23 protein-coding genes are annotated in these 24,395 nt (G+C 62.7%); 18 read left to right on the forward strand and 5 right to left on the reverse strand.

Annotated features, from left to right (window positions below):
- Positions 1-97 precede the first annotated feature (97 nt).
- Both dnaN and dnaA read right to left on the reverse strand, forming a co-directional pair.
- Entirely contained in the window at positions 98-1,204 is a 1,107-nt protein-coding gene (gene dnaN, locus CDV46_RS04320; protein WP_058376642.1) for a DNA polymerase III subunit beta, read from the reverse strand.
- A 309-nt stretch (positions 1,205-1,513) separates the two neighbouring features.
- Positions 1,514-3,094 (reverse strand): chromosomal replication initiator protein DnaA, encoded by a 1,581-nt coding sequence (gene dnaA / locus CDV46_RS04325; RefSeq protein WP_087721891.1) that lies wholly within the window; start codon positions 3,092-3,094, stop codon positions 1,514-1,516.
- 811 nt (positions 3,095-3,905) lie between these two features.
- Here dnaA and rpmH point away from each other — a divergent pair.
- The 5 genes from rpmH to mnmE all read left to right on the forward strand — a co-directional run bounded on the left by rpmH (position 3,906) and on the right by mnmE (position 8,175).
- Complete coding sequence (gene rpmH / locus CDV46_RS04330; RefSeq protein WP_010806664.1) at positions 3,906-4,040, forward strand: 50S ribosomal protein L34; 135 nt, start codon at positions 3,906-3,908, stop codon at positions 4,038-4,040.
- 59 nt (positions 4,041-4,099) lie between these two features.
- Positions 4,100-4,543: a ribonuclease P protein component gene (gene rnpA, locus CDV46_RS04335; RefSeq protein ID WP_084656496.1), complete on the forward strand. Its 444-nt coding sequence runs from the start codon at positions 4,100-4,102 to the stop codon at positions 4,541-4,543.
- Between the two features lie 79 nt (positions 4,544-4,622).
- The gene (gene yidD, locus CDV46_RS04340) at positions 4,623-4,979 is read left to right on the forward strand and encodes a membrane protein insertion efficiency factor YidD (protein WP_087690644.1); all 357 of its coding nucleotides are present in this window, start codon (positions 4,623-4,625) and stop codon (positions 4,977-4,979) included.
- Between the two features lie 24 nt (positions 4,980-5,003).
- On the forward strand, positions 5,004-6,656 hold the full coding sequence (gene yidC / locus CDV46_RS04345) for a membrane protein insertase YidC (protein ID WP_087721892.1): 1,653 nt from the start codon (positions 5,004-5,006) through the stop codon (positions 6,654-6,656).
- Between the two features lie 124 nt (positions 6,657-6,780).
- Positions 6,781-8,175 carry a tRNA uridine-5-carboxymethylaminomethyl(34) synthesis GTPase MnmE gene (gene mnmE / locus CDV46_RS04350; protein ID WP_087690649.1) on the forward strand — a complete coding sequence of 465 codons (1,395 nt, stop codon included), beginning with the start codon at positions 6,781-6,783 and terminating at the stop codon, positions 8,173-8,175.
- A 34-nt stretch (positions 8,176-8,209) separates the two neighbouring features.
- Here the strand turns inward: mnmE and CDV46_RS04355 are convergent, their stop codons facing one another.
- Positions 8,210-9,148, reverse strand: coding sequence for an aminotransferase class IV family protein (locus CDV46_RS04355; protein ID WP_254915923.1), 939 nt, complete (start codon positions 9,146-9,148; stop codon positions 8,210-8,212).
- Positions 9,149-9,288: 140 nt separating this feature from the next.
- Here CDV46_RS04355 and CDV46_RS04360 point away from each other — a divergent pair, with 140 nt between their 5' ends.
- From CDV46_RS04360 to CDV46_RS04385, 6 genes are all read left to right on the forward strand, one after another.
- A complete protein-coding gene (locus CDV46_RS04360) occupies positions 9,289-9,654 on the forward strand; it encodes a MerR family transcriptional regulator (RefSeq protein ID WP_087721894.1) in 366 nt (121 codons plus the stop codon).
- A gap of 205 nt (positions 9,655-9,859) precedes the next feature.
- Positions 9,860-10,207: a hypothetical protein gene (locus CDV46_RS04365; RefSeq protein WP_087690655.1), complete on the forward strand. Its 348-nt coding sequence runs from the start codon at positions 9,860-9,862 to the stop codon at positions 10,205-10,207.
- Positions 10,208-10,221: 14 nt separating this feature from the next.
- Entirely contained in the window at positions 10,222-10,803 is a 582-nt protein-coding gene (locus tag CDV46_RS27040; RefSeq protein ID WP_254915924.1) for a hypothetical protein, read from the forward strand.
- Between the two features lie 86 nt (positions 10,804-10,889).
- On the forward strand, positions 10,890-11,252 hold the full coding sequence (locus CDV46_RS04375; protein ID WP_087721895.1) for a hypothetical protein: 363 nt from the start codon (positions 10,890-10,892) through the stop codon (positions 11,250-11,252).
- An 88-nt stretch (positions 11,253-11,340) separates the two neighbouring features.
- Positions 11,341-11,925 (forward strand): RNA 2',3'-cyclic phosphodiesterase, encoded by a 585-nt coding sequence (thpR, locus tag CDV46_RS04380; RefSeq protein ID WP_087690659.1) that lies wholly within the window; start codon positions 11,341-11,343, stop codon positions 11,923-11,925.
- A gap of 62 nt (positions 11,926-11,987) precedes the next feature.
- Complete coding sequence (locus CDV46_RS04385) at positions 11,988-12,206, forward strand: hypothetical protein (RefSeq protein WP_087690840.1); 219 nt, start codon at positions 11,988-11,990, stop codon at positions 12,204-12,206.
- A gap of 95 nt (positions 12,207-12,301) precedes the next feature.
- On the opposite strand, the gene CDV46_RS04390 is transcribed toward CDV46_RS04385, so the two are convergent.
- On the reverse strand, positions 12,302-13,096 hold the full coding sequence (locus tag CDV46_RS04390; protein WP_087690661.1) for an MHYT domain-containing protein: 795 nt from the start codon (positions 13,094-13,096) through the stop codon (positions 12,302-12,304).
- Between the two features lie 437 nt (positions 13,097-13,533).
- On the opposite strand from CDV46_RS04390, the gene CDV46_RS04395 reads away from it, so the two are divergent.
- Complete coding sequence (locus CDV46_RS04395; protein WP_176399003.1) at positions 13,534-15,099, forward strand: DHA2 family efflux MFS transporter permease subunit; 1,566 nt, start codon at positions 13,534-13,536, stop codon at positions 15,097-15,099.
- A 142-nt stretch (positions 15,100-15,241) separates the two neighbouring features.
- Complete coding sequence (locus CDV46_RS04400; protein WP_087721896.1) at positions 15,242-16,189, forward strand: DedA family protein/thiosulfate sulfurtransferase GlpE; 948 nt, start codon at positions 15,242-15,244, stop codon at positions 16,187-16,189.
- Positions 16,190-16,269: 80 nt separating this feature from the next.
- On the opposite strand, the gene CDV46_RS04405 is transcribed toward CDV46_RS04400, so the two are convergent.
- A complete protein-coding gene (locus CDV46_RS04405; protein ID WP_058379983.1) occupies positions 16,270-16,725 on the reverse strand; it encodes a MarR family winged helix-turn-helix transcriptional regulator in 456 nt (151 codons plus the stop codon).
- Positions 16,726-16,944: 219 nt separating this feature from the next.
- Here CDV46_RS04405 and CDV46_RS26740 point away from each other — a divergent pair, with 219 nt between their 5' ends.
- The 5 genes from CDV46_RS26740 to CDV46_RS04425 all read left to right on the forward strand — a co-directional run bounded on the left by CDV46_RS26740 (position 16,945) and on the right by CDV46_RS04425 (position 24,176).
- Positions 16,945-17,568 carry a hypothetical protein gene (locus tag CDV46_RS26740; RefSeq protein ID WP_140413292.1) on the forward strand — a complete coding sequence of 208 codons (624 nt, stop codon included), beginning with the start codon at positions 16,945-16,947 and terminating at the stop codon, positions 17,566-17,568.
- Between the two features lie 16 nt (positions 17,569-17,584).
- Positions 17,585-19,369: a ClcB-like voltage-gated chloride channel protein gene (locus CDV46_RS04410; RefSeq protein ID WP_441339300.1), complete on the forward strand. Its 1,785-nt coding sequence runs from the start codon at positions 17,585-17,587 to the stop codon at positions 19,367-19,369.
- Entirely contained in the window at positions 19,366-21,435 is a 2,070-nt protein-coding gene (mnmC, locus tag CDV46_RS04415) for a bifunctional tRNA (5-methylaminomethyl-2-thiouridine)(34)-methyltransferase MnmD/FAD-dependent 5-carboxymethylaminomethyl-2-thiouridine(34) oxidoreductase MnmC (RefSeq protein WP_087721897.1), read from the forward strand. The genes CDV46_RS04410 and mnmC overlap by 4 nt, the downstream gene beginning before the upstream one ends.
- Positions 21,436-21,851: 416 nt before the next feature.
- A complete protein-coding gene (locus tag CDV46_RS04420) occupies positions 21,852-23,057 on the forward strand; it encodes a cation:proton antiporter (protein WP_087690666.1) in 1,206 nt (401 codons plus the stop codon).
- 3 nt (positions 23,058-23,060) lie between these two features.
- Positions 23,061-24,176: a YbdK family carboxylate-amine ligase gene (locus CDV46_RS04425; protein ID WP_087690668.1), complete on the forward strand. Its 1,116-nt coding sequence runs from the start codon at positions 23,061-23,063 to the stop codon at positions 24,174-24,176.
- Positions 24,177-24,395 lie beyond the last annotated feature (219 nt).

Here is a 24,395-nt window from a genome sequence, read left to right on the forward strand (position 1 = left end):
GGAGAGCGATTTATCCTGCAAAAGGATCATCCTCTAGAAACGCCAAAGGGGCGCTCGGCCCCTTCGCGCATGGCGGCGCGTGTAGCGGAATTTCCGCTTAAATGCGCATCGGCATTACGACGTACTTGAACTCGTCGTTGTCCGGCAGTGTGATCAACGCGCTCGAATTGGCGTCGCCCAGACTGATCTTCACTTGCTCGACCTTCAGGTTGGCCAGCACGTCGAGCAGATACGTGACGTTGAAACCGATGTCCACCGAGTCACCGCTGTAATCGATTTCGATTTCTTCGCGCGCTTCTTCCTGCTCGGAATTGCTCGCGATGATCGTCAGCAGATTCGGCGCCAGTGTGAAACGCACGCCCTTGAATTTGTCCGACGTCACGATTGCGGCGCGCTGCAACGAACGATGCAGCTCTTCGCGGCTGATCGTGAAGCTGTTCGCGTAGCCCTTCGGAATCACGCGCGTGAAGTCCGGGAACTTGCCCTCGACCAGCTTCGACACCAGCTCGACGTTTGCAAAACGGAACTTGACCTGGCTCGGCGCCACGTCGATCTGCACGGGATCGTCGATGTCTTCCATCAGACGTTGCAGTTCGAGAATCGTCTTGCGCGGGATGATCACTTCCTGCTTGGCAAACTTCTCGCCGGCAATCTTCGTGCTGCTGTACGCCAGACGGTGACCGTCCGTCGCAACTGCCTTGATCTCTTCACCATCGACCACCAGCAGCATGCCGTTCAGGTAGTAACGGATGTCCTGCTGCGCCATCGCAAAGTGCACCATCGCCAGCAACTGGCGGAACGTGCGCTGCGGCAATGCGAAACTCGCGGCGTAATCCTTCGCCTCGGCCACGGTCGGGAAGTCTTCCGCTGCCAGCGTCTGCAACTGGAAACGGCTCTTGCCGGCCTGCACCGTCAGACGCTTGTCCGACAGCGAGAGCGCCACTTCGGCGTCCGGCATGTTGCGCAGGATGTCGAGCAGCTTGCGCGCCGCCACGGTGGTCGCCACATCATCGGCGCCTGCACCGCAATCGGCGGTCGTGGTGATCTGGAGTTCCAGATCGGTGGAGAGGAACGAGATGTCCTGTCCGTGCTTGCGAATGAGCAAATTGGCCAGAATCGGCAACGTATGGCGACGCTCGACGATGCCACTCACAATTTGCAGCGGCCGCAGCAGATTGTCTCGTTGAGTTTTGACCAATTGCATATTTATCCTTCGTAGTAACTGTTAACGGGCGCCAGTTCCTGCTGATAACCCGAAGATTCCCTTACCAATCAATCGCTTGCAAAAGGGATAACAGGGCGGAAAACGCTGTGGATGATCGGGGGACGCAATGTGCGCCGATCCGCTATTGTGCCCGAAAACACGAATTGCCCCCAAACCGCTCCCAGCTTATCCACAGGGAAACGAGCAACCCCGCTCGCGCCCCGCCATGCCCCCCGGCATTGATGCTGCCGCCTACCTTTTGCCAATCCTTTGCCAATCTCTCGCCGGCCCTTCGCGCGACCTTTCCTTTTAGCCCTTGAGCGTCTGCTCCAGCACGTGCAACTCGTGGTTGAGTTGCGCATCCTTGCTACGCTCTTCGGCAATCTTGCGCACGGCGTGCAACACGGTCGTATGATCGCGTCCGCCGAACAGTTCGCCAATCTCCGGCAGGCTCTTTTGCGTGAGCTCCTTCGCCAGATACATCGCGATCTGTCGCGGCCGTGCAATATTGGCAGGCCGCTTTTTCGAATACATGTCGGCGACCTTGATATTGTAAAAATCGGCGACGGTCTTTTGAATGTTTTCGACAGAAATCTGACGATTCTGAACCGTCAGCAGATCTTTCAGCGCTTCTTTGGTCAGCTCGATCGTGATCTCGCGGCCATGGAACTTCGAATACGCCAGAATCTTGCGCAGCGCACCTTCAAGTTCGCGCACGTTCGAACGCAGGTGCTTACCGACGAAGAACGCCACGTCTTCCGACAACCCCACACCTTCGGCCTGCGCCTTCTTGATCAGGATGGCGACGCGCATTTCAAGCTCAGGCGGCTCGATAGCGACGGTCAGCCCCGAATCGAAGCGCGAAATCAGGCGGTCGTCGATGCCGGTGATTTCCTTCGGATACGTGTCGCTCGTGATGATCACCTGCGCACGGTTCGCAATCAGCGCCTCGAACGCGTAGAAGAATTCTTCCTGCGTACGGCTCTTGCCCGAGAAGAACTGAATATCGTCGATCAGCAACAGATCCAGCGAATGGTAATAACGCTTGAACTCGTCGAAAGCCTTGCGTTGGTAGGCCTTCACCACGTCAGAAACGTATTGCTCGGCGTGGATGTAGCGAATTCGCGGGTTCTGCTTCTCGGCCAGCAACTGGTTGCCGATGGCGTGAATCAAGTGGGTCTTACCCAGACCGACGCCGCCGTACAGGAACAACGGGTTGTACGACGTACCCGGATTGTTCGCGACCTGAATCGCCGCCGCGCGGGCGAGCTGATTCGACTTACCCGTCACGAAGTTGTCGAAGGTCAGCACCGGGTTGAGCTTCGAGCGCTCGTAAATCGATTCGACCTCATGAGTCTGCGCCGGCTCTTGCGGCGTGACGCGCCAGTTGCGACGCACGGCCTCGGCTTCGCTGGCTTCCAGATCGGGGCGCTCGCCATCGAGCGCCGCGCCGTCGGAACCATTCGATCCATGCGACGCATGTGACCCGTGCTGTCCGCCATGCGCACCGTTCATACCATTGGCGCCGTTGTTAGCGCCAGTCTGCGCGCCAACCGGCGTCGTACGCGCGGCCGGCGCCTGCGTGGCGGTCGGCGCCTGAGCGGGCGCGGGGGCAGGGGTGGACGACGGCACACGCATGCCGGCCTTCGGGTCGAGCACGAAGGTCACTTCGACCGGCTCGTTCCAGAAGTCGGACGCCATACTCTGGATGCGGCCCGAAAACTGGCTCTTCACCCAATCCAGCTTGAAGCGGTTGGGTGCACCAATTTTGAGCGTGCGCGAAGCCTCGTCGAAGTCGAGCGGCGCCAGCGGTTTGATCCACGTACGGAATTGCTGGGGCGTGAGCTCTTGCTCGAGACGCGTCGCGCAGTGTTGCCAGAAGTCGTTCATGCAGCGTGTGTCCAGGTGGCGCGAAGCCCGTCTGACCTGTCCGGCAGTGTCATTGACCGCACTATCCGATACATCCGATATGGGGTCAGAACACCGAAAACCAAGTCGTCACCCGCGCCGGCATTGGGTGCCGGGGCATAGCGGAGAGGCGACTGGCCGGTACCCGAGTCAGGCCGACGGCGCAATGCAGAAGACCGGCAAAGCCTTGCCATGGCGCTGCGCTCGGGCTCTCGTCGCGCGCTCGGCCGTGCTTCGGCGCGCGCAGACGACAAAACCCGGCGCGCTATCCACATGGCGGCGTCACCGGTACTCTGCTGGGAAAAAAATTGATGGGGGATTTTACCGCCAAAGCGTCGGCAAAGCGAGTTATCCACAGGAATGCCCACAGCACCGGCATCAGCAAGCGGGCGTGCCGCGTTAACCCGCTTGCGTTCGCACAATGGCTGCGCAAAACCCCGGCAATCGCGACGATTTGCCGCGACCCTTTGGATATCTTTTAACGACGAACCGACGGATCGGCAGAAATTGATGTAACGGGCGATTTTCGCCAACAAATCAACGCCAAGTGGCGTCAGCGCGACAACCCCGGCCGCTATGGCGCATGCCCGCCTTCCACGCGGACGCTAACCTATTGACACACAACGGAAAAGCCGATTAAATAGCGGGTTCGTTAGAAAGACAACCGGATTCTTATCCAACTCCCGACGGCTGGACCGTGCGTGAAAGTCCTTGAATACGCAGGTTTTCACGGTGTCCATGTGGCGTTTCACGATGCTGCTGCGCGGGAATTTTTTCACACAGTGAGTGCATCATGAAACGTACTTTTCAGCCTTCCGTGACGCGCCGCAAGCGCACCCATGGCTTCCTGGTTCGCATGAAGACCCGTGGCGGCCGCAAGGTCATCGCCGCTCGTCGCGCCAAGGGCCGTAAGCGCCTGGCCGTTTAATCGCGGTTCGGTCGTACCGCGGTTTGCGCGTCAAATCCGCAAGGCGCGAAGTCCCGGCATTGGGGTTTCCCAAAGCTGCGCGACTTCTCAAAACGGATGAGTTTTCATCCGTTTTTAGTTTGCGCCCTCTGCGTCGTAGCGCGCATTTCGTCTTGTACATGCGTCGGCGGGAAACTGCGCCTGACGTCACTCCGGATACCGGTGCTACGCCCGATGAGGGCCGCATCGGTATCGTCGTCGGCAAGAAACATGCGCCGCGCGCGGTCACTCGCAACCTGATCAAACGTCAGGCCCGCGAGATGTTCCGACAGCGCCGCGTGTCTCTGGCCGGCTGGGACTTCGTGCTGCGACTGACCCGGCGCTTCGACAAAGGGACGTACACTGCGGCGGCCGCACCGGTTCTGAACACGCTGTGTCAGACCGAGTTCGCGCAGCTCTTCGATGCCGCTGAGAAAGCCGCACGCAAGAGCCGCACGACGAGCGACAAGACGGAAGGTAGTTAGTCCCCACACGGTAGCGCCCGAACCCGGGCATGCGCCGCCCACCCGGCCCCCAAAGGCCGGACTGACAGGCGGAATCGAGATGCGAAGCGTGCTGTTGTTGCTCCTGCGCGGTTACAAGCTGGTGATCAGTCCCTGGCTGGGGAACCGTTGCCGCTTTCATCCGAGCTGCTCCGACTACGCACGCGAGGCCATCGTCGAGCACGGTGCCGGTTACGGCACTTATCTCGCGGCCAAGCGTCTATGCCGCTGTCATCCGTTTCACCCCGGCGGTTTCGATCCCGTTCCGCCGGCTCGACACGCCCGTCCCGCTCCCGACTCCTCCGCTGAAGGCACCGATAAGGCTGCCGGCAGTGATTCGTCGCGAGCAGAACGGTCTGTCTCGTCCAGGCCCGCGGCCGCATCGGCAGTCACGCGCCGCGCGCCGAGCCATTCCTGAGTTTCGTCCACCACGAGTTACCGCATGGACATCAAACGCACCGTACTCTGGGTCATTTTCGCGCTGTCTGTCGTGATGCTTTTCGACAACTGGCAACGCGCCAATGGCCATTCGTCGCTGTTCTTCCCGGGCGCCGAAGTCTCCACCCCGGCCGGCACAGGCGGCAACGCGACCTCCGCCAACGACCTGCCGCAAGCCGCTAACGGCGCTGCGACGGGTAGCGCGCCGGGCAATGCGCCCGCCACTGCCGCTGCGCAGAAGGTACGCATCAACACCGACGTCTACGAAGCCGACATCAGCACGCAGGGCGGCACGCTGTCGTTCCTCGCGCTGAACAAGTGGCCGGACGCCGATGAGGCCGACAAGCACGTCGTGCTGTTCGACAACACCCCGAGCCATCAGTACTACGCTCGCACGGGGCTGATCGGCGGCGACTACCCGAACCACAACGACATCTTCACGATGGTGCCGGGCCCGACCACGTTGGAAGGCGACTCGCTGACCGTGAAGTTCGAATCGCCGGTCAAGGGCGGCCTGCAACTGGTGCGTACCTACACGTTCCATCGCGGCAGCTACGTGATCGACGTGTCGAACACGATCGTCAACAAGACCGACGCGCCGATCAAGCCGACGCTCTACATGGAACTCGTGCGCGACGGTCGTGAGATCAGCGGCGCGAAGTTCTCGCACACGTTCACGGGCCCGACCGTGTACAGCAGCGAAGACAAGTTCCAGAAGATCACGTTCAGCGATATCGACAAGGACAAGGCCAAGTACGCCAAGCAGTCGAGCGACGGCTGGATCGGCATGGTGCAGCATTACTTCGCCACGGCCTGGATTCCGAAGGAAGGCGTGCCGCGCGACAACTACATCGGCAAGCTCGACAACGGCCTGTATCGCGTCGGCGTGAAAGAGCCGCTCGCGAGCATCCCGGCAGGCGGCACGCAAACGGTTGACGCACGTCTGTTCGCCGGTCCGCAGGAAGAGCACATGCTCGAGCAGATTGCGCCGGGCCTGGAGCTGACGAAGGACTACGGTTACTTCACCATCCTCGCCAAGCCGCTGTTCTGGCTGCTCTCGAAGCTGCATGGCCTGATCGGTAACTGGGGTTGGGCGATCATCGCCGTGACCGTGATCATCAAGCTGGTGTTCTTCCCGCTGTCGGCTGCAAGCTACAAGTCGATGGCGCGCATGAAGGAAATCACGCCGCGGATGCAGGCGCTGCGCGAACGCTACAAGGGCGATCCGCAGAAGATGAATCAGGCGCTGATGGAGCTGTACAAGACCGAGAAGGTCAATCCGTTCGGTGGTTGTATTCCGATCGTGATTCAGATTCCGGTGTTCATCGCGCTGTACTGGGTGCTGCTGTCGTCGGTGGAAATGCGCGGCGCGCCGTGGCTGGGCTGGATTCATGACCTCTCGACGCAGGATCCGTATTACATCCTGCCGGTGCTGATGGCCGTGTCGATGTTCATCCAGACCAAGCTGAACCCGACGCCGCCGGATCCGATGCAGGCCAAGATGATGATGTTCATGCCGCTGATTTTCTCGGTCATGTTCCTCTTCCTGCCGTCGGGCCTGGTGCTGTACTACGTGGTCAACAACACGCTGTCGATTGCCCAGCAATGGTCGATCAACCGCATGCTTGGCCAGAAGAAGGAAAAGAAGGCGGCGTAGTAGTTTGAGAAATCCGGCATGCCCGGATTTCGCCGTCTGACGAACGAAGCCGCCCGCGAGTCTCTCGCGGGCGGTTTTGTTTGGTGCGTGTCAAAATGAGCCCTGTTTTTCGATGACCCGTCCTATGAGCGCAACCTCCAACGCCGCCCCGATTGCCGCCATCGCCACTGCCCCTGGGCGCGGCGGGATTGGCGTGGTGCGTGTGTCCTTCGGCAAGCATCGCGGCGACGCCGTTCAGGGTGTCATCGCACGACTCGTCGGGCAGCCGTTGAAACCACGCCATGCGTCGTATCTGCCGTTTCTCGATGGCGCCGGCGATGCACTCGACCGGGGGATTGCGCTCTACTTCCCGGGCCCGAATTCGTACACCGGCGAAGACGTGCTGGAGTTGCAGGGCCACGGCGGCCCGATCGTGCTGCAACTGCTCTTGCAGCGCTGTATCGACGAAGGTGCGGCGCTCGGTGTTCGTCTGGCGGAGCCGGGCGAATTCACGCATCGCGCCTTTCTGAACGACAAGCTCGATCTGGCGCAGGCCGAAGCCGTCGCCGATCTGATCGAAGCGAGTACCGAAGCGGCCGCACGCTCGGCCAGCCGATCGCTCGACGGCGCGTTCTCGCGCGAGATTCATTCGCTGGTGGATCTGGTGATCCATCTGCGCATGCTGGTCGAAGCGACGCTCGATTTCCCGGAAGAAGAAATCGATTTTCTGGAAGCGGCCGATGCGTTCGGGCAGCTCGAACGTATTCGCACGCAGTTGGCGCAGGTGTTGTCGCAGGCCCGTCAGGGCGCGCTGCTGCGCGAGGGCATCAACGTGGTGCTCGCGGGGCAGCCGAACGTGGGTAAGTCCTCGCTGCTCAATGCGCTGGCCGGGGCCGAGCTGGCCATCGTCACGCCGATTGCCGGCACCACGCGCGACAAGGTGCAGCAGACGATTCAGATCGATGGTATTCCGCTGCACATCATCGACACGGCCGGCTTGCGCGAGACGGAGGATGAAGTCGAGCGCATCGGTATCGAACGTAGCTGGAACGAAATCGCGAAGGCGGACGCGGTGCTGCATCTGCTCGATGCCCGCACCGGCGTGACGGCGGAAGACGAGGTCATCGCCACGCAGTTGCCCAAGCACGTGCCGATCGTGCGCGTGTTCAACAAGACGGATCTGGCGAGCGAGCCCGCGACCGTGTTGCCGAAGGAGGGCACGGCGCCCCTCGGTGTCCGGCTGTCGGCGAAGGGCGGGCAGGGCATCGATCTGCTGCGCGCGGAGCTGCTGAAAATCGCCGGCTGGCAAGCGGGTAACGAAGGCGTGTTCCTCGCTCGCGAGCGGCACCTGACGGCACTGCGGGCCGCGCGTGAGCATGTCGAGATGGCGGACGCGCACGCACGGCAAAATGCGGGCGCGCTGGATCTCTTCGCCGAAGAACTGCGACTCGCCCAAGAGCAGTTGAGCACCATCACCGGTGAATTCACTTCTGATGATCTGCTCGGCGTGATCTTCAGCCGGTTTTGTATCGGAAAGTAGGCACCGCGCCGTCTGCTGCCCATCGCAATGTTTGTCACGGCATGACGATCGGCTCGCGCGCGTAAGCCTGCGTCAGCAGCGCCACGAAGCGCGAGTCGAGCGGTATCGACACGTCGTCGATCCGATGCACCGCGACACCCGGCGTCCACGAGTTCATCACCACGGCACCGCGCATCGTCGGCAGATCGGCCATCGTGATCTCCTGCTCGCGCTGTGGCACGCCCAGCTCCGTTAGCTGCCTGCGCAAGATGCCCATGGTCGTGCCGCCCAACATCGCGGCCACCGGCCAGACCACCGATTCACCATCCCAGAACGCCAGATTCCAGATCGAGGCCTCGCTCAACCGCCCCGCGCGGTCTTTGAACGCCGCATCGTCGAAACCACGCGCTGCCGCCTGTCGCAAGAACCACGTCTTGGCGACTTCGCCGACGTGCTTCAACTCGGGTAGCACGCGTTCGTGCTCGAACGTCGCGAGACTGAGTGATCCGGCCGGCCCTGCTCGTCCATTACCCCCGGTCAGTCCAGTCCAAGCCGGCCCGGTGCGTACCAGCAGCCCCGGCACGGCCTCTGCGCCCGCGACAGTGAACTCGCCCTCAGGCGAATACACCGTCGCCACCAGCGACATCTCCGCAGGCCCTGCACGTAGCGCCGCCCGCAACGCGTGCTTGATGTGGGCGTCCGGGAGCGCTTGTCCGAACATCTGCAACGACGCGTGCCGCAAACGCGCCAAATGCAAATCCAGTCCGCGCACGCCGCCATCACGAAACTGCATGGCGGTGAAGTGCGCGTATCCGGCGAACGCCAGCGGCGTCAGATCGGCGGCCGTTGCAGGGTGCGCTTCGGGAATCGACCGCTCATCGGCATTCCCCCTCGATATCTGCGTGACGAATTTCCCGGACGTGTTCCCCGTCGCCGAGCGTGAACGCACTTCGCCCGTCGTGCGCTGCATCTCCTGCCTGCCTGTTGCTGCCATGTTGATCTCCCGATCTGGATGTCTTCATTCCCGCGTCCACACATCGACGCCTGCCCAAAGGCTAAACTCTGACAGCGCTGTCAAGGTCAAGCGTTGATGCAGACCCCGCACGCGTCACCTCATCAAGGAATCCCAGAGCCATGCGAATCGGAGAACTGGCACACCGCGCCGGTGTGAGCGAGCGGATGTTGCGCTACTACGAACAGGAGGGGTTGTTGCGCCCGGCACGCACGGGCGCGGGCTATCGCGACTACGACGAGGACGACGCGCAAGTCGCACAACGCATTCGTGTGCTCAGCGCCGCCGGTCTCAAGATCGACACCATTCGCGTGCTATTGCCCTGCATGCGCGGCGATCAACCGTTATTCGAGCGCTGCGACGACATCGTCGATGCCCTTTCGCAAGAGGTGGAAAAGCTTGATCGCAAGCTCGATGAACTCACCGAAAGCCGACGTCTCGTGGCCCGTTATCTGGCCGATCTCAAGGCAACCGTACCCCGTCGCTAGATCGTGTGTTCATGCGGATCTTCGTAAAAAACGTAATGCTTTGAAACACTTCTAACAGGCACCGTAATTGCTACGCCGAGGGGACGGGCCTAGACTCCGAAGCGTCAACTCCAGGGCGTTGTCTCGTCACATCCAAGCGAAGTGCGACGCGCGTACGCGAGGCGGAATCCACCGCGCCGGGAGTCAGTTCTTTGAGGTCTGTGCCGTGAAACGTCTACCTGTTGTCCTCGGTTTCGTCGCCGTGGCCGCCGCGCTCGCCAGCAGCAGCGCATTTGCCTGGCGCGGCGGTGTGCGCGTCTGGGTCGGCCCCGGCTACTATCCGTACGCCTACCCGTATCCGTACTACTCAGCCCCGTACTACTCGCCGCCCGTCGTTGTCGTGCCGAGCCAGCCGCAGCAATATGTCGAACAACCGCAAGCTGCCGCACAACCCGGCCAACCCGGCGCGGGCAGCGACACCTGGTATTACTGCGACAAGGCCGGTGCCTACTACCCGTACGTAAAAACCTGTCCGGCAGGCTGGCGCGAAGTGCCGGCACAGCCGGCTAACTGATCGGGAGGCACCGCATGCCGTTCGAATCGCTTTTTTCCAGCCAATCCCGCGCCAGCCAGTCCCGCAGCAACGTTCGCCGTCTGGCCGCGCCACTGGCCATCGTCGTCGCTGCGGCAACGCTTGCGGGCTGCGCGGTCGTCCCGTCCGGCCCGAGCATCATGGCCCTGCCGGGCACCAACAAATCGTTCGACCAGTTCCGGCAGGACGACTTCAACTGCCGTCAGTTCGCTAACGGTCAGAACGGCGGCATGGATACCGCCACCGCCGCCAACACCAGCGCCATCGGCAGTGCCGTGATCGGTACCGCTATCGGTGCGGCAGCGGGTGCCGCCTTCGGTGGCGGCTCGGGTGCGGCCATCGGCGCCGGTGCCGGTCTGCTCGCGGGCAGCGCCGTCGGCGTAGGTAACGCGCAGTCGTCTGTGTACATGACGCAAAGCCGCTATGATCAGGCCTACATTCAGTGCATGTATGCCTATGGCAACCGCGTGCCTGTGCGGGGCGACATGGTATCTTCGCAGCAGATGCAACCTGCGCAGCGCTATGCGCCGCCGCCTCCGCCGCCCCCGGGCTGGAAACCGCCCCCCGGCGCTTACTGAAACGACTGAACCCCATGACACCGACATGGCGCGCGCCTGCTGATCAGCGTGCCGCGCCAGCGTCGTTGTCTTCCCGAGAGAATTTCATGGCCCACCCCACGTTTGCCCGCTTCCCGTTCGCCGGGTACTTCTCCGTGCGTACGGCGCTTTGGCTGACGCTGCCCGCCGCCATTGCCGCCGTGCTGGTGCTTACGCCATCGGCCCACGCCCAGAACACGCCGGCGCCTGCCGGTGCAGTGAATCCGGCCAACGCCGCCAACGCCCCCGCATTCAATCCGAGCGCCGACATTTCGCGCGCCGTCTCGCGCGACACCACCGATGCCGCCATCCAGAGCAACTGGAACAGCATCATGCACCCGCCGGTACAAGCCAAAACGGACGAAAAGCCCGCCGATACGCCGCGCCGCGGCCGTCGCAACGGCATCAACACCGGGGTGTCGACCAACTGAGGGGTAACGATGACGGCGCTGGCTGGAATTCGCGCCACCGCCCGTCTACTATGAGAATCATCAGAAGGACACAACGACTGGTGTTCTCATGCGACTTTTCCTTGCCCTATGGCCTGGGCCGGGCGTGCGGGCGCAGCTTCACGAATGGGCGTCCGCCGCCCATGCGGAGTGCGGCGGACGCGTGCTCCGTGCACAGACCCTCCACCTGACACTCGCCTTTCTCGACGAGGTCGATCCCGCCCGGCTGCCGGTGCTCCTTGCACTGATGCAGCGCGCACCGCTCGCGCCGTTCTCGCTCACCTTCGATCATCTGGGCTATTGGTCCGATCGCAAGATCGTCTGGGCCGGTTCGCCCGCAGCGCCCGAGAGTCTGATCGCCACCCGCGACATGTTGCTCTCGCAATGGCGCGCCACCGGCGCGCGTGTGATCACGCAGTCTTTCCGGCCCCACGTGACGCTGCTGCGGCACGCACGACGTGCGCCGTCAGATCCGTATCCGCGCCCGCTCATCTGGCATTGCGACGGCTATGTGCTGGTGCATTCCGTGCGCACGCCACGCGGCCCGCATTACCGCGTGCTGGCCGAACATCATGGCGGACAGGCGGACGGTTTTTTCACCACGGCGCCGGAGAAATCGGGGATGTCGTCTGCGCAATACGGTATAGTCGGATGACGATTCGCCCGCATGAAAACACCCGCTGGCGCGTCGTTTTTCGTTATTCGCAGGAGACTCAAGTGAAAGTGGGAACGATCGTCACATCCAATCACATCGCAGTGCCGCAGGGCGCCAAAGGCATCGTGACCCGTGTGCTGGGCGACATGGCGATGGTGCGCTGGTACGCCGGCCAACCCGGGGCATCACGTGAACTCAACACCGAACCTTTCTTCATTGCCGATCTGATCCCGACGGGTGACGTCATGCCCGTGGGTGCCAGTAGTCCCATCCTGCATTGACCCGCCGCGTGCGAGCGCGCAATCACTCGCAAGCACGCGCAAAAAAACGCCGGCCCATCGAAAGACGGGCCGGCGTTTTGCTTTGTATGGTGCGCTCAGACGTGTCCGGTGCGCTGTTGCATCACGGCGTCCAGCCGTGCGGCGATACGCTCACGACGGCGGCGCCCGGTGCGATAGAGCAACACGCCCATGCCTAACAGCACCACGCACGCAATCGCGAAAACACCATACGGCAGCAGGTCGCCCTGCAAGCGCGGGCTGATCTGTGCGCGCGTTTCCGACGTGCAAATCATCGTGCCGGCGAGCATGCCCGTGTAGTGCATGCCGCACACCGCAATCGCCATGACAATGGCCGCGAGCGCGCGTTGCAAGCTCGTTTGCAGATGGAAGGCCAGCCACAGCGCCACGCTTGCCGCCACCATCGCGATGAGTACCGACAGCGCAATGATCGTCGTGTCCCACTGGAAGACGGCTTGCGTGCGCACCGCATTCATCCCGAGATAGTGCATGCCTGCAATGCCGAGCCCGCCCGCCACACCGGCGATTACGCAGTGCATGGCATTGCGGTAGGGCGCTTGAGCGACATACCAAAGCGCCGCTCCCGACACCACCACGGCGAGCACCAGACTGCCGACGGTCGGCCACAAGGCAAACGACACCGGGAACGGCATGCGCTGCGCCGCCATGCCGATGAAGTGCATGCCCCAGATGCCGACGCCGCCCAACGCAAGCGCCGCGACGGCGAGATAACCGACGCTGATGCCACCATCTTCATTGCGGATACGCGACGCGGCGACGAGTGCCACATAGGCACCGAGCGCGGAAATCAGAAACGAAAGCAGGACGAGAAACTCGCCGTACTGAAGGGGAATGACGCTGCCTGGTTGCATGGGGCTTTTCCTGTGGTTTTACCGTTGCCCGGCATCGTTCGCAGAGAGCGCACGGAGCGGGTCATTTGGTTTTCTGAGCCGGCCGACAACGCCCAGGGGCAGCGACGCGAAAACTTCCGCATCGGGCGTCAACGCCGATTCAAGCCTGTGCAATGTCTGGCGTCAAGTGGCAAAAACGTCTCGTGATCGCCAACTGACGGCGTTTTACCGCATGGCCGCAACGCAGCATGCCCGCGTTCACGGGCAAACCCTTGCCGGACGCGTGTTCCACGCAGATCGCAAGGGTCCGAGGGGCATAAAGAAGCGTAAGGGGCGGGATTAGAGCATCGTTTCCAAACTTGCGTCGCACATCCCCCGGCAATCTGCGGCACCATCCAATATTCGGAATGGTCAGGCGACTTGAGATCGCCGGCCGCCAAATCAGGGAGAGGATTTGCATGTCTGACGCCGCCACCGCCAGCCCAGCCGCCGCACCACAAGGGGCGCCCCTCACAGGCGGCCGGCTGGCCATTCTCACGGTCGGGCTCGCCCTCGGCACGTTCATGGAAGTGCTCGACACATCGATTGCGAACGTGGCCGTGCCGACCATCGCGGGCAGCGTGGGCGTTTCGAACAGTCAGGGCACGTGGGTCATCAGCTCGTACGCGGTGGCCGCCGCCATTGCCGTGCCGCTGACCGGATGGCTGGCCCGGCGCGTTGGCGAAGTCCGCTTGTTCGTGACCTCGGTCACGCTGTTCACGATTGCCTCGATGCTGTGCGGCCTCGCGCCGAATATGGAATCGCTGGTGTTCTTCCGGCTGCTGCAAGGGCTGGTCTCGGGGCCGATGGTGCCGCTCTCGCAAACCATCCTGCTGCGCAGTTTTCCCGAGAAGAAACGCGGTCTCGCGCTCGGCCTATGGGCCATGACAGTGATCGTCGCGCCAATCTTCGGCCCCGTGGTCGGCGGGTGGATCACCGACAACTACACCTGGCCGTGGATCTTCTATATCAACGTGCCGGTCGGCATTTTCTCAGCGGTTGCGTGCTATCTGCTGCTGCGTGGACACGAAACCAAAACGCAAACCATCCCCATCGATCTGGTCGGTCTGGCGCTGCTCGCCATCGGCGTGGGGTCGCTGCAAATGATGCTCGACCTGGGCAAGGATCGCGACTGGTTCAACAACGGCATGATCGTCACGCTCGCGATCACTGCGGCGGTTTGCCTTTCGGCGCTGATTCTCTGGGAGCTGACGTCCGACAAACCCATCGTCGATCTCACGCTGTTCAAAGACCGCAATTTCGCGCTCGGCGTGGTGGTGATTTCGTTCGGCTTCATGACGTTCTTCGCCTCTGTCGTAATCTTCCCGCTATGGCTGCAAACGGTGATGGATTACACGGCGGGCAAGGCCGGGCTGGCGACCGCGCCAGTGGGCTTATTGGCGCTGATTCTGTCGCCGATCATCGGGCAGAACATGGACAAGCTGAACTTGCGTGCCGTCGCGTCGTTCGCCTTCTTCGTGTTCGCGGGGGTGTCGTTCTGGAACTCGCACTTCGCGCTCAATCTGTCGTTCGCGAAAGTCATCGAACCGCGGCTGGTGCAGGGCATCGGCATCGCATGCTTCTTCGTGCCGGTGACGACGATCACACTCTCGAGCATCACCGACGACCGGCTGGCAGCAGCATCGGGTTTGTCGAATTTCTTCCGCACGCTCTCGGGCGCCATCGGCACCGCCGTGAGCACGACGATGTGGGAGGACAGGGCGATCTACCACCACGCACGGCTGGCCGAGAGCGTGACGCCATATTCCGACGCCACCACGAGTTATCTCGACCAGTTGCGGCAGGGGCTGGGCCTCACCAATGGGGCGGAGATCGGCGTGCTCAACGATCTGGTCACCCGGCAGTCGTTCATGCTGGCGACGAACGACATCTTTCACCTGTCCGGCTACGTGTTCCTCGCCATGGCGGCGCTGGTGTGGATGACCAAGCCCAAGCGGGGCGCGAAGGCGTCGATGGGGCACTGAGGGCGGTACGGAAGGCGGCATTCTGGGCGACTTTGCCCGCGATCGTTCCAAAAGAGCAACAATACTTTTCGAGATACGGGCTTCTGGCCGTCATGGCAGGGGACTACCATGCGTTATTGCGCAAATTCGCTCAGGTACCGGCATGCTGTTCGATCTGATTGCCCGCTATGGCCTCTGGCTCGTCTTTCTGAATATCTTCGGACAGGCGCTGGGCCTGCCGTTGCCGGCGTATCCCACGCTCATCGTCACCGCGTCGACGGCGCTGTTCCCGCCCCTCGGCATCATCGCGCTGGCCGCTGCCGCCGCGCTGCTCGGTGATGTCATCTGGTTTTTGGCCGGGCGCCGCTACGGGCATCACATTCTGCGGCTGATGTGCCGTCTGTCGATCTCGCCCGACACGTGCGTGAGCCGCACCGAGGGCTCGATGGGCCGCTACGGCGTGCGCGTGCTGCTGTTCGCGCGGTTCGTGCCGGGCCTCTCGGCCTTGTCGGTGCCGATGGCCGGGGCGCTGGGCGTGTCGTGGCGCAAGTTCCTGCTCTACGACGCGCTGGGCGCGATGCTCTGGTCGGGCGTGGCCGTGGCACTCGGTGTGGGTTTCTCGTCGCACATCGTGTCGGTGCTCGACGCCTTCGACACCCTCGGCCGGGGCGTGCTCTGGCTCGTTGTGATCGTCTTCGCGCTCTACCTGCTCAACCGCTGGCTCAATCGTTACCGCCTGCTGCGCTCGCTGCGCATGGCACGTATCGGCGTGCAAACGCTGGAAACATGGATGAAGGACGAGATCACGCCGGTCGTGATCGATGTGCGCTCAGCGGCACGCCGCGCCATTGACCCGTTCACGATTCCGGGTGCGATCGCCATCGAGCCGGACGACATCGCCAGCAAACTCAGGGATATTCCGCGCGACCGGCGGATTGTGGTGTTTTGCGCCTGTCCGAACGAAGTCACGGCGGCACGGCTCGCACAGCAATTGCGGCAACAGGGCTTTGCGGAAGTGCGTCCGCTGCTCGGCGGACTGGATGCCTGGCGTGACGCCGGCTACAACGTAGAGAAGATTGCAGGCTTCGAGATGCTGATGCCGGCGCACTGATCTTTTCACCGATTGTCGATTAGATTGCGTACAACTCAATGACGCGTGCCTTTCCAAAGAAAGGCACGCGTTTTGTTTTTTCACGCCTCGCCGAGGGCGTCGCGCAGTTGCAGCAGCAGATTGCGCAAGGTCTTTTGCGCCGTGTCGGATTGACCGGTGGCGGCTTGAATTTGCGCCGGCACCTGACGCGCTTCACGCCGCAGATTCACGCCACGCGGCGTCAGGTCGATAAACACCTGACGTTCGTCGATATGACCGCGTCGACGCGTCAAAAGCCCCATGGATTCCAGTCTTTTCAGCAACGGCGTGAGTGTTCCGGAATCGAGCCCGAGACGTGCACCGAGTTGATTGACGGCGATATCGTCCTGTTCCCAGAGCACGACCATCGCGAGATATTGCGAGTACGTAAGCCCGAGTCGATCGAGCATCGGCTTGTGCGCTTTGGTCATGGCAAGCGATGCCGAGTACAACGCGAAACCCAACTGCTCTTCGAGACACACGGGTGATTTTTGTGTGCCCTTTTTGCTGACTGCCATTCGGGTGGTGCTTTTCAGTTCCATTTCAATTGCGTGCCATTCTATTTCACTGAATGGAATGTGACCAGTTGAATGCGTGTGCGCATGACAGATTCATGACGCTTGATTCTGTGGGGCTTGAGCCAAGCAGGTGCCGTAGTTTCGAGATGTGCTTTCGGTGGCTGTGCGCCGCTTGGCGGCTACGTCGCGAGAAGGCAGGCGGGTGGCCCCGACGCTGGAATGAGGCTGTGGAAGGAGGCGGTGAAAATACGCCGCGCCGGAAATGGCAAAAAATCGCGACGCAACCGGTCCAATGCGGGTTCAGCGCCGCATAAATTACCTTTATCTGAATCATCCTCAGAAGTCGGCGTATGGCGGGCGCGTAGGGAAAATCGCTCTCGAAAAAATGCCTCAGGAAGGCGTCGCGCCAGAATCGAGAAAACGGTGCGCAGCGACACGAACGGCCTCGCGAAACCCGCTTATCTGAGGATGGCTCAGTTTTTGCCAAAAATCGGCAGACCAAAATCGCTCAGTCACCAGAAAGAAGGCCCTTGGTTGAAATCGGCCTCGCGCTTGGGTTTTGATCACCGGTCGACGCCGATCCATCACGATTGGAAATCCGCATCGATCGAAATCGATCCCGCCAATCGAAATGAGCTTCAAATCAACTTCAACTGGGCGTCATCTCGAAAGCGCGCTGCGACTCAGAGGCGAGTACCGCTAAAAAATACTTTACGTGAGCATCGCTCAGTTTTAGCTAGTTGGAAGGGGGTCCAAAATCGCTTTGCGGCCAAAAGCCTCCCTTCATGCCGAAAATCGGCCCATCCCTGTGCCCGGCGCACCGGTCCCGCGCTTTCAAATTAAGTCGTCGGTCGATACCATGGGACCCAATTTCGATCACGACAGTCTCCTATCCGTGTCAGCAGTGTCCGCCTGGGCCAAGTTGCCCGTCGTCGTGTGGGTGCGCCGTCAGTTCGCGCCCAACACCCTGCAAATCACGCTGCTGCTCGCCGGCATCGTCGGTCTGTTGGGCGCGTTGGCCACCGTCGCGTTTCGCGAAGCGCTCTCCGGCTTGCAATTTCTCCTCGCCGGCCATCACAGCGGCATGGTCGAGCTGGCACTGGACCTCAACTGGTGGCAGCGCCTGCTGTTGCCGACCACCGGCGGTCTCATCGCCGGGCTGATCCTGCAATACGCCACGCTCTGGGTGCCCAAGAAGGGCTCCGACGACTACATGGAAGCCATCGCCATCGGCACCGGCGTGCTGAGCCTGCGTCAGACGCTGGTGAAGAGCACGTCGTCGCTGTTCTCGGTGGCCTCGGGCGCGTCGATCGGCCGGGAAGGGCCGATGGTGCAACTCGCGGCAATGTTCGCTTCGCTGGTCGGGCGCGCGCTCGCGTTCCCGCCTGAGCGGCTGCGGCTGCTCGTCGCGTGCGGCGCGACCGCCGGCATCACCTCCGCCTATAACGCCCCGATTGCCGGGGCGCTGTTCATCTCCGAAATCGTCTACGGCTCGATCTCGACCGCAACGCTCGGCCCGCTGGTGGTCGCCTCGGTCATCGCCAACATCGTCATCCGCCAGTTTCTCGGCTACGAGGCGGTGTATCAGATGCCGCGCTTCGACTTCGTGTCGGGCTGGGAAGTGTTCTTCTACGTCGGGCTGGGCATCCTCGCGGGCGTGCTCGCGCCGCTGTTCCTGCGTTTGCTCGACACCGCCAAACAACGCTTCGGCGCGTTGCCCGTGCCGTTGTTCGTACGGCTCGCGCTGGGTGGGCTGGTCGTCGGGGTGCTCTCGCTGCAAGTGCCGCAGGTCTGGGGCAATGGGTACAGCGTGGTGAACTCGATTCTGCACACGCATTGGGCGTGGCAAGCGCTCGCCATGGTGCTCGTGTTCAAGGTGCTCGCCACGGCCTCGTCGGCAGGGTCGGGCGCGGTGGGCGGCGTGTTCACGCCGACGCTGTTCGTCGGCGCGGCACTCGGCAGTCTCTACGGACTCGCCATGAATGCGCTCGCGCCAGCCACGGCGTCGGTCGCCAGCAGCTATGCGGTCGTCGGCATGGGGGCGTTTCTAGCGGCCACGACCTATGCGCCGTTGATGTCGATTCTGATGATCTTCGAGATGACGCTGAGTTATCAGGTCGTGCTGCCGCTCATGCTGGCCTGTGTCACGGCGTATCTCACTGCCCATACGTTGCGAGAAGACTCGGTGTACGCCAAGTCGCTGCGCCGCAATCTGGTGGCCGGGCGCTGGTTGTCGATGACCGGCGAGGCGAGCCAGATGCGGCTGTCGTCGCTTGTCGTCGATCCGGACGCCAGCGATGCCGTGGTGAAGGCCGACCTGTCGCCGGAGGCCATTGGCGAGCGATTCGTCGAGACGGGGTACCGCAATCTGGTCGTGCGTGCAGAGGACGGCCGTCTGGTCGGCATGCTTGATGCGGCGAGCTGGTGGCGCCGGCAGGCGACGGGCAAGCCCGCGCAATGGACCGAAATTGTCGCCCCTTGCAACGCGCTCGATGGTGAGATGGCGCTGGTCAGCGCACTGCGCGCGGTGGCGAAATTGCATGCCGACTGGATTCCGGTCGCCGCGGCCGACGGCCGCTGGCTCGGCGTGGTGTCGCTGCCGGGGCTGATCGAGATCGTGACAGAAGAACGGGGGAGCGAATGAAGCGCCGCCCCGGTTTCAGCCCGATCGTGCCGGCGGAACCGGTCACAACCGACGGCGGCACACCTTACTCCGACGTGTTCGACGACGTTTATCTCCCTGCGGATGGCGCACTCGGGCGAGCGCGTCAGGTGTTTCTCGGCGGCAATGACTTGCCGCAGCGTTGGCAGGGTCGTGAGCAGTTCGTGATCGTCGAGACGGGCTTCGGGCTGGGGCTGAATTTTCTGGCAACGTGGGCCGCATGGCGCGACGATCCGCAACGGCCCAAACGCCTGCACTTCGTGTCGGTCGAGAAATTCCCGTTCCGCCCGCGTGACCTGCGCCAGACGCTGGCGCCGCTACTGGTGCAGCCCGGCATGACCGAACTCGCGCCGCTTGTGCAGCGGCTGTGCGATATCTGGCCGTTGCCCGTCGCGGGCTGGCACCGGCTGGAACCGGCCCCCGGCGTCGTGCTGAGCGTCGGATTCGGCGACTTCTCCACTTTGATGCCGGACCTCCGCGTAGGCGCGGACGCGTTTTTTCTCGACGGCTTCGTGCCGGCCAAGAACCCCGACCTGTGGACCCCCGAAGTCTTCAAGACGCTGGGCAAGCTGGCGCGCGAGGGCGCGACGCTCGCGACTTACACCAGCGCCGGGCAGATACCGCGCGATCTGGCCGCTGCGGGCTTTCAGACGACACGCCGCGAAGGCGACGGACACGCAGGCGAGATGCTGGCGGGTGTCTATGCGCCGCCTTACCGGATGCGCCGCTACGATCCGCCCGGTGCGCCGTCATGGCGTGAGTTTCGGGCTGCCGACGCCGATGACGATGGCGAATCCGATGCTGCGCCGAACACCGCCATCGTCATCGGTGCCGGGATGGCTGGCGCCGCCATGGCGCTGCGGCTCGTCGCGCGCGGCTGGCGGGTAAAGCTGTTCGAGCGGGCGGAGGCGCCGGGCTCGGCGGCTTCGGGCAATCCGGCGGGCGTCTTCCATCCGCAGTTGTCGGCGGACGACAACGTGCTGTCTCGTCTAACGCGCGCGGGCTTCCTGTACGCGCTTTCGCAATGGCGCACGCTGCCGGGCGGTCTGCCCGGACGCGCCGACGGCTTGTTGCAGGTAGGCTCGGACGACGACGAGGCGAGCAGCCTCGCGCAACTCGTCGCGGCGCACGGCTATCCCGAGGAATACGTGAAGTGGGTCGATGCGGCCCAAGCCTCGGCGCTCGCCGGGGAAACGCTGGCGCACGGCGGCCTGTGGTTCCCCGAGGGCGGCTGGCTGGCCCCCGCGATGCTGTGCCGTGCGGAACTCGTCGCCGCCGGCCCGTCGCTCGATGCCCGCTACGGCGTGAGTGTCGAGCGGCTTGAACAGCGGGACGGCCGCTGGTTGGCCATCGATGAGACCGGACGCGTACTGGCGGACGCCACCGTAGCCATCGTTACCGCCGCCAATGAGTCGCAACAACTGCTCGGCCCCTATCTCCCGCCGGACTTCATTCCCATCCAACGGGTACGTGGGCAACTGACGTTCCTGCCCCCCGATTCACTCCCCGATCTGCGCATACCGGTCTGCGGCGAGGGTTACGTTGCGCCGTCGCCGCTGGGCGGCGCAGGCCCGATCACGGGCGCCACCTACGGTTTCGACGATCCGGCCACCGATGTCCGCGTCGGTGACCATCAGGCCAATCTGCGCCGCCTCGCGTCGCTGCTTCCCGCCCATGCCGAGGCGTTTGGCGACGGGGAAGGCGGGTTGGGCAGTGCCGGCGCCGCCGCCCAGCTCGGCGGTCGGACCGCGTTCCGCGCGCTGGTCACCGATCGCTTGCCAATGGCCGGCCAGCTGCCGGATATGCCCGCAATCGCCAGCAGCGACCCTCAGGGCCGCCGGTTGGCCGGCGGCCACCTGCGAGACCTGCCCCGGCTGCCAGGCCTGTACGCGAGCTTTGCGTTCGGTTCTCGCGGCCTGGTCTTCGCGGCACTCTGCGCGGAGCTGGTCGCCAGCCAGATCGAAGGCGAGCCGTGGCCCGTGGGCAGCGATCTGGCCGACGCCATCGACCCGGCGCGGTTTCTGTTGCAGGCACTACGCAAGGCCTGAGCGCACGACGCCACGGCAGAACTTCGGCAGATAAAACCGGCCGACTGGCCGTTCATCACGTAGCCGGTGCCGTTCACAATAAATCGAATCTGACCCCCATAGAGTGCAAGGTCCGCCGCAGGCGGAGGCGACGCGCTACGCGCGTGCCTCCGGCATTTTTCGCCCCGCCGGCTGGGCAACCGCCCGGGAATCGGCGTGCCGCCTCGTCTTCAGGAAGGGGGGAATGACGAAGTCCCGTCACAAGGGGCTTCCCGGGGTGGCGCGTGCCCTGACAGAGCCCTCCAAACCGAGTGTGGCAAAATGGGCCCAACCCTAAGGGTTCGTCGCGCATTTGTCCTTATTTCTGCAACCCCGCGCGCGACATTCTTTTCCTTTCCACCACTTGATGCGCCGTCAAGCGGCGCAAAGCGAGCAATATGACGTCGGAACTGTCCCTTTTCCCGGGCTGGCCGCCGGCGCCTGATCCCGTTTTCTTCGCTGGTCTGGCATTGGTATTTGCCGGTCTGGCAGGAGAAATCTGTTTCCGGAGACTGCGCCTGCCGCGCATCACCGGTTACGCGGTGGTCGGGCTGGTCGGCGGTACGTTGGGTCTCTCGTCGATGCTGGACGCGCAAACGAGCGCGGCCATCCGGCTGCTGATCGATCTGGCCCTCGGCCTGCTGCTGTTCGAACTCGGCAGCCGCCTGAATCTGAAATGGATGCGGGCCAACTCGTGGCTCATCGTCACAAGTGCACTTGAGGCGCTGCTCACGCTCATCGCGGTCTACGCCGTGTTGCGCCTGTTCAACGTGGCGCCGCTCACATCGATGCTCATCGCGTCGATCAGCATGGCCACGTCGCCGGCGGTTGTCGTCCAGCTCAAAAACGAGCTGCGCGCCGAAGGCCAGGTCACCGAACGCCTGCTGGCACTGGCGGCGCTGAACAGCATTTACGCGGTAGTGGCCGTCAAGCTGGTCTACGGCTGGATGCACCAGACGTACCACTCGAGCTTCTGGGTGGTGCTGTTCCATCCGCTGTACCTGCTGATCGGCTCGATCGTGCTGGCCTTCGTACTCGCCAAGGCGTGCAATCTGGTGTTCCGGAAATTCGGCAGCCAGGATCATCACGCGTTCGTGATGCTGATCGGCCTGATCATGCTGATGGTCGCGCTGGTGCATATGCTCAAGCTGCCGAACTCGCTCACGCTGCTGCTCGCCGGGATCATTTTCCGGAACCTGGATGAGCGTCCGCAGCTTTGGCCGGCGTACTTCGGCACGGCCGGGTGGCTGCTTGCCGTGGTGCTGTTCGTGCTGACGTCGCTGGCATTCCAGTGGCAATACGTGATGATCGGCGGCCTGGCCGCGGCAGCGATCATCGTTGTCCGTCTGCTGGCCAAGGTGGTCGGGACAGTCGCCGTCGCCCATCCGGCCGGCATCAGCTACAAACAGGCCGTCGCACTGGGGCTCGCGCTCTGTCCGATGGCCAGTCTTGCGCTCGTACTCGTTGCCGACACGTACGACATCTACCCGCAGTTCGATCCGATGCTCAAGGCCGTGGTGATGTGCACCATCGCGTTGCTGCAACTGGTTGGCCCGCTGGTGGTCTATTGGGCATTGGCCCTTGTCGGTGAACGGAAGGATTAAGCCATGTCATTAGAAGAATTCATTCCCTCGAAGCCGTGCACCTTCGGTGTCGAGCTAGAGATGCAGATCGTCAATCGTCACGATTACGACCTGACCAAGGCTGCGTCGGACGTGATGCGGTTGGTGGCGAAGGAGACACATCCGGGTGAAATCAAACCGGAAATGACCGAAAGCATGATCGAGCTTTCGACCGATATCTGCCATCACCACAGCGACGCCGTCTCGCAACTGCGCCGGGTTCGCGACGTGCTGATCGGCGCCAGCGAGCAGCTCAATGTCGGGCTGTGCGGCGGCGGTACTCACGCGTTCCAGCGCTGGAGCGAGCGCACGATTTACGACTCGCCGCGTTTTCATTTCCTCTCCGAGCTTTACGGCTATCTCGCCAAGCAGTTCACGGTCTTCGGTCAGCACGTGCACATCGGCTGTCCGGACCCGGATAGCGCCTTGTATCTGCTGCACGCGATGTCGCGTTATATCCCGCACTTTATTGCGCTGTCGGCCTCGTCGCCGTACGTGCAAGGTGTCGACACGGGCTTTCACTCGGCGCGTTTGAACTCGGTGTTCGCGTTCCCGCTGTCGGGCCGTGCGCCGTTCGTACTCAAGTGGGAAGACTTCGAGACGTACTTCGACAAGATGGTCAAAACCGGTGTCGTCGAGAGCATGAAGGACTTCTACTGGGATATCCGTCCAAAACCGGGCTTTGGGACGATCGAAGTGCGAGTGATGGATACCCCCTTATCGGTCGACCGGGCGGCTGCCATCGCCTGTTACATCCAGTCTCTGGCCCGTTATCTGCTCGAGGAACGCCCGTTCACGCTGAGCGAGGACGATTACCTGGTCTACACGTTCAACCGCTTCGAGGCCTGCCGTTTCGGTCTGGAAGGCGCCTACGTCGATCCGCAGAGCGGCGAGCGGACCACGCTAGGGCAGCACATCGCTCAGACGCTGGAGGTCATCAAGCCCCACGCAGCGGTGCTGGAAGCCGAAGCGGCGTGCGAGGAGATCCGTCAGTTGGTGGCCTCGGGCATGAACGATGCCGTGTGGCTGCGTCAGATCCACGCAGATGCGAAGTCGCTCAATGAGATGGTCCGGCAGCAGTGTCTGCGGTGGGCGTCGTGATGCGGTAGCCCTTCCGGAGCGCTTGGCAGGGTGTCATGAAGCCCTGGTTCTGCGATCGGTGTAACGAAACCCCGCCTTGGCGGGGTTTTTTATTGCCTGCCGGGTTTGTCACGTGTGTCAGCAGCATCGCAAGCGCTGCGTTTTCCACTGTTCGTCCTTACCGGGTTTTCCGGCTTTTTGCCCGGCTCGTAGGATGCTTTTAAGGTTTTAATAGGTTTA

Origin of the sequence: Pandoraea sp. PE-S2T-3 (genome assembly GCF_002179965.1) — a bacterium.
Classification (GTDB): Bacteria; Pseudomonadota; Gammaproteobacteria; order Burkholderiales; family Burkholderiaceae; genus Pandoraea.

Excerpts from the sequence above, each read along its gene's own strand:
- CDV46_RS04410 (WP_441339300.1), top strand. The coding sequence starts at position 17,585 with ATGGGACCCAATTTCGATCACGACAGTCTCCTATCCGTGTCAGCAGTG.
- thpR (WP_087690659.1), top strand. The coding sequence starts at position 11,341 with ATGCGACTTTTCCTTGCCCTATGGCCTGGGCCGGGCGTGCGGGCGCAG.
- CDV46_RS04360 (WP_087721894.1), top strand. The coding sequence starts at position 9,289 with ATGCGAATCGGAGAACTGGCACACCGCGCCGGTGTGAGCGAGCGGATG.
- CDV46_RS04395 (WP_176399003.1), top strand. The coding sequence starts at position 13,534 with ATGTCTGACGCCGCCACCGCCAGCCCAGCCGCCGCACCACAAGGGGCG.
- CDV46_RS04420 (WP_087690666.1), top strand. The coding sequence starts at position 21,852 with ATGACGTCGGAACTGTCCCTTTTCCCGGGCTGGCCGCCGGCGCCTGAT.
- rpmH (WP_010806664.1), top strand. The coding sequence starts at position 3,906 with ATGAAACGTACTTTTCAGCCTTCCGTGACGCGCCGCAAGCGCACCCAT.
- dnaA (WP_087721891.1), bottom strand. The coding sequence starts at position 3,094 with ATGAACGACTTCTGGCAACACTGCGCGACGCGTCTCGAGCAAGAGCTC.
- yidD (WP_087690644.1), top strand. The coding sequence starts at position 4,623 with ATGCGAAGCGTGCTGTTGTTGCTCCTGCGCGGTTACAAGCTGGTGATC.
- CDV46_RS04425 (WP_087690668.1), top strand. The coding sequence starts at position 23,061 with ATGTCATTAGAAGAATTCATTCCCTCGAAGCCGTGCACCTTCGGTGTC.
- mnmE (WP_087690649.1), top strand. The coding sequence starts at position 6,781 with ATGAGCGCAACCTCCAACGCCGCCCCGATTGCCGCCATCGCCACTGCC.
- CDV46_RS04355 (WP_254915923.1), bottom strand. The coding sequence starts at position 9,148 with ATGGCAGCAACAGGCAGGCAGGAGATGCAGCGCACGACGGGCGAAGTG.
- CDV46_RS04375 (WP_087721895.1), top strand. The coding sequence starts at position 10,890 with ATGGCCCACCCCACGTTTGCCCGCTTCCCGTTCGCCGGGTACTTCTCC.
- CDV46_RS27040 (WP_254915924.1), top strand. The coding sequence starts at position 10,222 with ATGCCGTTCGAATCGCTTTTTTCCAGCCAATCCCGCGCCAGCCAGTCC.
- mnmC (WP_087721897.1), top strand. The coding sequence starts at position 19,366 with ATGAAGCGCCGCCCCGGTTTCAGCCCGATCGTGCCGGCGGAACCGGTC.
- CDV46_RS04405 (WP_058379983.1), bottom strand. The coding sequence starts at position 16,725 with ATGGCAGTCAGCAAAAAGGGCACACAAAAATCACCCGTGTGTCTCGAA.
- CDV46_RS26740 (WP_140413292.1), top strand. The coding sequence starts at position 16,945 with ATGAGGCTGTGGAAGGAGGCGGTGAAAATACGCCGCGCCGGAAATGGC.
- CDV46_RS04400 (WP_087721896.1), top strand. The coding sequence starts at position 15,242 with ATGCTGTTCGATCTGATTGCCCGCTATGGCCTCTGGCTCGTCTTTCTG.
- yidC (WP_087721892.1), top strand. The coding sequence starts at position 5,004 with ATGGACATCAAACGCACCGTACTCTGGGTCATTTTCGCGCTGTCTGTC.
- dnaN (WP_058376642.1), bottom strand. The coding sequence starts at position 1,204 with ATGCAATTGGTCAAAACTCAACGAGACAATCTGCTGCGGCCGCTGCAA.
- CDV46_RS04390 (WP_087690661.1), bottom strand. The coding sequence starts at position 13,096 with ATGCAACCAGGCAGCGTCATTCCCCTTCAGTACGGCGAGTTTCTCGTC.